This window comes from Leptolyngbya sp. FACHB-711, assembly GCF_014695615.1.
In the GTDB taxonomy this organism is placed as follows: Bacteria; Cyanobacteriota; Cyanobacteriia; order Elainellales; family Elainellaceae; genus Leptolyngbya_A.
Genome location: NZ_JACJOR010000086.1, coordinates 1 through 6,440, shown reverse-complemented (window position 1 = coordinate 6,440; position 6,440 = coordinate 1). Strand labels below are relative to the sequence as shown.

At 51.7% G+C, this 6,440-nt stretch carries 5 protein-coding genes; all 5 read right to left on the bottom strand.

All coding sequences use genetic code 11. From position 1 onward, the window contains the following. A partial coding sequence (locus tag H6F80_RS02585; RefSeq protein WP_190790050.1) for a B12-binding domain-containing radical SAM protein occupies positions 1–1,505 on the bottom strand: 1,505 nt, incomplete at its 3' end. A gap of 129 nt (positions 1,506–1,634) precedes the next feature. Beyond that, positions 1,635–3,230, bottom strand: a complete 1,596-nt coding sequence (locus tag H6F80_RS02580) for a B12-binding domain-containing radical SAM protein (RefSeq protein WP_190790049.1) — start codon at positions 3,228–3,230, stop codon at positions 1,635–1,637. Positions 3,231–3,458: 228 nt separating this feature from the next. Then, a complete protein-coding gene (locus H6F80_RS02575) occupies positions 3,459–4,202 on the bottom strand; it encodes a DUF502 domain-containing protein (RefSeq protein WP_190790048.1) in 744 nt (247 codons plus the stop codon). Between the two features lie 503 nt (positions 4,203–4,705). Next, positions 4,706–5,536 carry a glycosyltransferase family 2 protein gene (locus H6F80_RS02570; RefSeq protein ID WP_190790047.1) on the bottom strand — a complete coding sequence of 277 codons (831 nt, stop codon included), beginning with the start codon at positions 5,534–5,536 and terminating at the stop codon, positions 4,706–4,708. A gap of 377 nt (positions 5,537–5,913) precedes the next feature. Next, the coding region (locus H6F80_RS02565; RefSeq protein WP_206755025.1) for an HpsJ family protein at positions 5,914–6,440 on the bottom strand (527 nt) is incomplete at its 5' end.

Below are 6,440 nucleotides of genomic sequence, written 5' to 3'. Positions count from 1 at the left end.
TGCGCCTCGATCTGATCCTTCACGATCTGGCGATATTCCAGGAAGTGTTCGTTGATCGCGCAAATTGACAGATAATGCTCCCAAACACGGGGATTGGTCTGCCAAATTTTGATCAGATTGATCCAGAACTGAAAGCGAGTTTTTCGCAAGATGCCCTGTCGCCAGAAAACGATCAGCATTGCCCGGATACTGACCCAGCTTACTTTCCGCAAGCGTGACTTATGCTCAGGTGTGCCCAGCTTTTCAAAATGGCGATAGGTGCGGTTGAGATACGCCAATGGGTCATAAAGCTGCCAAAAAGCGTCGATGTATTCCTGTGCAATCTGCTCTAGTGGGCGGGTTGGCACATAGTTCATCAGCGTAGTCTGATTGATATTGCCGCTGCCTCTTAGTCGTCCTTCTTTTTCCAGACGATGCCAGAGTGCCGTATCGGGAAGTGCCTGCAGCATACTGAAGAAAGCAGTGGGAATCGCAGTCTTTTCGACAAACTGCACAATTCGATCGCCTGCCCCCGGTTTTTCGCCGTCAAAGCCGATGATAAAGCCTGCCATCACCCGTAGACCCGATCGAATAATCGCATCGACAGCATCAGAAAGCGAGTCGCGGGTGTTCTGGAATTTTTGCGTCAGGGCAAGGCTGTCTTCGTCCGGCGTTTCAATGCCCAAAAAGACAGCATTAAAGTTGCAGGCAACCATCAGATCCATGAGTTCCTGATCCTGCGCCAGATCGACGGAAGCTTCGGTATTGAAAGCGAAGGGATAGCCATGTTCTGCCATCCAGGGCTTAAGTTCCTTCAGCAGCAGCTTGACGTTGCGCTTGTTGCCAATGAAGTTGTCGTCTACCAGGAAGATTGTGCGTCGCCAGCCCAGTTCGTAAAGGCATTCTAGTTCGGCAATGAGCTGAGCCGGAGTTTTGGTGCGAGGTTTGCGCCCGTAGAGGACAATAATGTCGCAGAATTCGCACTGAAACGGACAGCCCCGCGAAAACTGAACCGACATATTATCGTAGGCGGAGAAATCCAGCAGGTCGAAGCGGGGGACGGGGGTTCCGGTGACATCCGGCTTCTCGCCATTCGATCGAAAGACTCCCTGCTGATCGCCTCGCTCGATCGCCTCAATAAAGAGCGGCAGCGTAATTTCGCCCTCGTCCAGAATCAGATAATCCGCTCCAGCCGTTTCCGCTTCATGAGGAAGGGCAGTCGCATAAGGGCCACCGACCGCAACCCGCTTGCCGCGCCGCTTGGCTTCCTGAATCTGCGCTAAAAAGTCTTCCTTCTGCACAATCATGGCAGACAGAATGACTAAATCTGCCCAATCCCAGTCTTCTTCAGCGACCGAGCCAACATTGCGATCGACCAGCTTAAATTCCCAGGTTTGGGGCAAAATTGCCGCTACCGTTGCCAGTCCCAAAGGTGGGAGCAGTGCTTTGCGATCGACCAGTTCCAATGCCTTCTCAAAAGACCAGAAACTCTTGGGAAACAGGGGATAGAGCAGCAGCACACGCATCAGGCTTCACACCTCTATGATTGGAAGTTGAACGATTGAGTATTTTCGATGAGCTTACCATGCAGGCAGGAACAGGACATTGATTCCTGTTTTTCCTGGAAATCATGCCGAGCCTTTACAGGGCATTGACTAGGCAGACTGCGCCAGTGCCTTTGCCGCGTTTGCCTCCACGCCGCTTTGAAGCCTGGCTTCGTCGGCAAAGAATTCCTGGAGCTGTACCTCGATTTCGTCTTTTACGATCTGGCGGTATTCCAGGAAATGCTCATTATGGGCGCAAACCGCGAGGTAATGCTCAAATACGCCGGGGTTCTGCCGCAGAATGCCAAACAGGTGATGCCAAAATGCCCAGCGGGTCGATCGCTTCACGCCCTGTCGCCAGCAGACGATCGCCAACGCCCGCAGATCAATCCAGCTCGGCAGTTTGGCAGGAGCCTTGCACTTGGGCGCACCCAGAATCAGGAAATGGCGATAAACGCGATCGAGATAGGTCTTTGGCTCATAGAGCTGCCAGAAGGCATCCACATATTCTCGCGCAATATCTTCGAGCGGACGGGTGGGGATGAAGTTCATCAGTGTAGTCTGGTTGATGTTGCCATCTTTGCCAGAGCGAAGCCGTCCTTCTTTTTCCAGGCGATGCCACAGCGCGGTATTGGGTAATGCCTGAAGCATGGCAAACGTCGTGGTGGGAATCGTGGTCTGCTCCGCAAATCGCACAATCCGATCGCCTGCACCCTTTTCCTCCCCGTCGAAACCGATAATAAAGCCAGCCATCACGCGCAGTCCGGCTCTGGTAATTTTTTCGATCGACTCTGCCAGTGAGCCGCGGGTATTTTGAAACTTTTTGGTGAGCGACAGGCTATCCTCGTCCGGGGTTTCAATGCCCACAAAGACCGCATCAAAGAAGCATTCCACCATCAGATCCATCAGCTCTTCGTCTTGCGCTAGATCGACAGAAGCCTCAGTGTTAAAGCGGAAGGGATAGCCATGTTCTTTTTGCCAGACCTTGAGTTCTTTCAGCAGCAGCTTGACGTTGCGCTTGTTGCCGATGAAGTTGTCGTCCACCATAAACACGCTGCGTCGCCAGCCCAGCTCATAAAGATAATCCAGTTCCTTAAGCAACTGCTCCGGGTTTTTGGTGCGAGGTTTGCGCCCGTAGAGGACAATAATGTCGCAGAATTCGCACTGAAAGGGGCAGCCCCGCGAAAACTGGATTGACATCGAATCGTAGGCGGAGAAATCCAGCAGGTCGAAGCGGGGGACGGGGGTTCCGGTAACATCCGGCTTTTCGCCATTCGATCGAAAGACTCCCTGCTGATCGCCTCGCTCGATCGCCTCAATAAAGAGCGGCAGCGTAATTTCGCCTTCATCCAGAATCAGATAATCCGCTCCGGCTGCCTGCGGTTCTTCAGGCACAGAAGTGGGAAAAGGGCCGCCCACGGCAACGCGCTTGCCCCGACGTTTTGCCTCCCGAATCTGGTCAAGCAAATCCGCTTTTTGCACAATCATTGCGGATAAGATGACGATATCTGCCCATGCCCACTCTTCTTCAGTAACCGATCGAATATTGCGATCGACCAGCCTAAACTCCCAGGTTTGGGGCAAAATGGCTGCCACGGTGACTAAGCCCAGCGGAGGCAGCAGCACCTTGCGATTCACCAGTTCCAGAATTTTTTCGTAAGACCAGAAGGTTTTCGGAAACTTCGGGTAGACGAGCAGAATCCGCATGGACAGTTCTTCCTCACACAATGCCTGGATCGTATTGCAATCACGACGGATAAGCAACCCGTTCTGTGCCCCTTGATTGAAAGTCGATCGAGCCAGAGTAACGAGATTTAAGTCTCAATCTGGGACTGTCAACCGTTTCTAGCCGAAGTCTGAAAAGTTAGATTTGCGATCGAAACGACTCCTTTCCCAATTGGGGCTGCGGGGTCTACACCCAGCACAGAAAATTCTTTAGGCGTCCTCGCTTGGAATTGCCGGAACAGGCTGGAGCTTCTTTTCTAAAGCGGAAGATCCGAGAACCGATCGCTGCTGCTCTTCGCCGCCCAGTGCAGGCAGATTATTTGCCCCAGGACTCACAATTCCGCCTGAAACAACAATCTTGAACGCATCCTCGATCGAGAGCGACAGATTGACCACTTCGTCCTCCGGCACAACCGCATACCATCCGGTGGTGGGGTTAGGCGTCGTCGGGATAAAAACGCTCAGCATCGTTTCTGGCAAATGGGTTTGAATTTGGGGACTCATTGCCCCGGTAACAAAGGCGATCGCCCAAATCCCTTTGCGCGGATATTCCACCAAAACAACGCGCCGAAACTTATTATTAGTATCCCGCAGTAGGGTTTCGAGCAGTTGCTTTAGCGTTTTGTAAACAGAACCCGCCAGGGGAATTGCTTGCAGCAGGCGTTCGCCAAAATCGAGTAGCCAGCGTCCGGCAATGTTGCGCGCCATTAAGCCAATCAGCAGAATAAATGCCAGCGGCACGGTTAACCCGATCGCAAAATCCAGCAAATCGCCCAGCAGCGGATTTAGCCCATTAAACGGGTCAAGCTGTTTGGGAATTCGGGTTAAAAAGTCGATGACCCAGGTTGCGATAGTGTAAGTTAACCAGATTGTGGTTGCCAGCGGAATGACCACTAGCAGGCCAGCAATCAGATCATTTTTGAAGTCTTGCTTCAATCGTTGGAGTACAGACAACTTTCGCTCCTTTCAATACCTTGGGGGTAAACCACCGCAATCGATCGCAACAACTGACCTAGCTAAATCCTATCCGGTAAAGGTCTTGTCCATTGATTTTTATTGATCGAGCGCCTGGAAGGATGCAGCCCACTAGCATCGATCTTCATTGTCAATATTTATCAATATAATTTAATCGCAATTTTGTGAAGAATTGTTTCCATTTCTCATGTTCTCCACCTTCACATCAATAGACCTGCTTTCTTGCCTGAGGACTCACCTGCAACGATTGCCCTCAAAATAGCTGCTGGGCGCTTCCTGTACGAGGTACCTTGTGATGGTCATCCTTGTGACGGTTATTCCTGAATTGCCTTATCCCTAAAGTAGGATTTCAGCGTGAACTGATTTTATCGGAACTGGTGCTATCGCTGCTACCGATGAATTCTGTCGTTATCTGTGCTGTCTTGCTGGTGCGCTGTATTGCGGGCGAGAGTCCTGCAGGCAAGAGCCTGAGCAATTCTTTGCTAGCGAACTATGTTCGTGGATGCCTGCCCAATTTCCCACACCTTAAGGACAATCAGATATTCATAAAATGCCTGAAGCGTACACCAGGCGAAGCCTGCTCGACCATCTTGCCACCCGCCCAGCAGCAAATACATATACAGAAATCGAATAAAAGGACGAAACGGAAGCCGCAGCGATAGATCCTTGAGGGCACGCCGCCGATCGACTTCGGTTTTTCCCAAAAATAAATCCCGCCAATTGACGCTGCCTTGCTCAAGCTGGTGTAGGGTTTCGATCGCCTCATCCGTAGAATAGCGATTGTGTTTTTCGATCCAGCGGCTCAAGCCTTTGCTGCATGTGTAGTGCGGGTAAGTCTGCTGCAAAAATCCCGTTTGCCCCTCGTAAACCTCCCGCTCCGTGTGTCCATAGTCGCTGAACCAGACTTTGCCGTGCCGCAGCAGCCGAAGCTGATAGCGGGGGTATTGCGTGCTGCGACGAATCCAGCGCCCCATAAACATGACCCGCTCGGCAGCGTAGTAGCCCACAAAGCGATCGTCTTGAATTGCGCTCAGGCATTCCTGAAACAGTTCGGGTGTCATCCGCTCATCGGCTTCTAAAATGTAGACCCATTCATACTTGGGCGGAACCGATTCCAGCATCCAGGTGCGCTGCTTGCCGTGGCTTTCAAACGGATGCTGAACCACTCTCACCGGGTACTGGCTGGCAATTTCAACCGTGCGATCAGTGCTGCATGAGTCAATCACGATCACATCATCTGAAAGCAAGGCTGACTCAATACAGGCAGCAATATCAATCTCTTCATTGAAGGTCAAAATGTAAATCGAGAACATAGCCCTGCATGAATTCAGAATGCGGAATGGAGAATTCGGAACTGTGAAGCCTGGAAGCAGGAGTTTTGGCGTTGCTGAATTTGAGTATGATTCGCCCCCTAGCCCCCAACATTGGGCAAACTAATCCTCAAAGTTCCCCAGCATTGGGAGATTTAGGGGCGATGCAGGAGCTCAATTGGGTTCTTCATATTTCGATTCAGTAAGGCTCAGGAGTTTTATCAGTTTCGTTTGCAGGCTTAAATGAGCGTAGTGGGGTTAGCCCAATTCACTCCGTTACGACTCCGAGTCGAAGCTCTCAGACGCAGACTGGTGAGGCGGTTTGTAGCTAGGAATTGCGAACTCCGAATCCGAATTGGCATTAGCCCCTTGCCGATCGCCTATCGCTGTGCCAGATTTCTGAGCCCCAGCCAGCCTACTGCACTAAAGCCGATCGCCAGCAGCAGACTGCTAATGCCCACGCGCAAGCCTGACTTGAGAGCTTCGGTCTTGATCGTGCTTTGCTGTTGCTCTTTGCGAACGCCAAGCTCAGTTTGAAGCTGATTTCTAAGTTCCCCTTCGCGCTGTTGCAGAAACGTATCCAGTGATTCAGGGTTTGCTTTGAACTGCTTGACCAGGTTTGCCTGCTCCTGGCTGAGCCGTCCGGCACTAACAAGCTGCTGGATCTGTTCGTCTGTCGCGCCTAAAAGCTGTTGGATCTGCTGTCGCTGCGACTGCACTTCGGTCTGAAGGCGAGTGCTTAGCTCACTTTGCGCCTGAGTCGCCTGCTGATCAATCTGCCCAATCACTTCCGTATTGCCTAACCGCACATTGTTGAGGTGCAGGGGAAACAGCAGCACAAACAGCAAACCCAAAAGGCTCGACAAAACACAAGCCCAAAAGCGAGGATCTTGCCACAGCCGCTTTC

What these genes read in the sequence shown, in the direction of transcription:
- H6F80_RS02580 (WP_190790049.1), bottom strand. Translation starts at nt 3,230, where the DNA reads ATGCGGATTCTGCTCGTCTACCCGAAGTTTCCGAAAACCTTCTGGTCT.
- H6F80_RS02570 (WP_190790047.1), bottom strand. Translation starts at nt 5,536, where the DNA reads ATGTTCTCGATTTACATTTTGACCTTCAATGAAGAGATTGATATTGCT.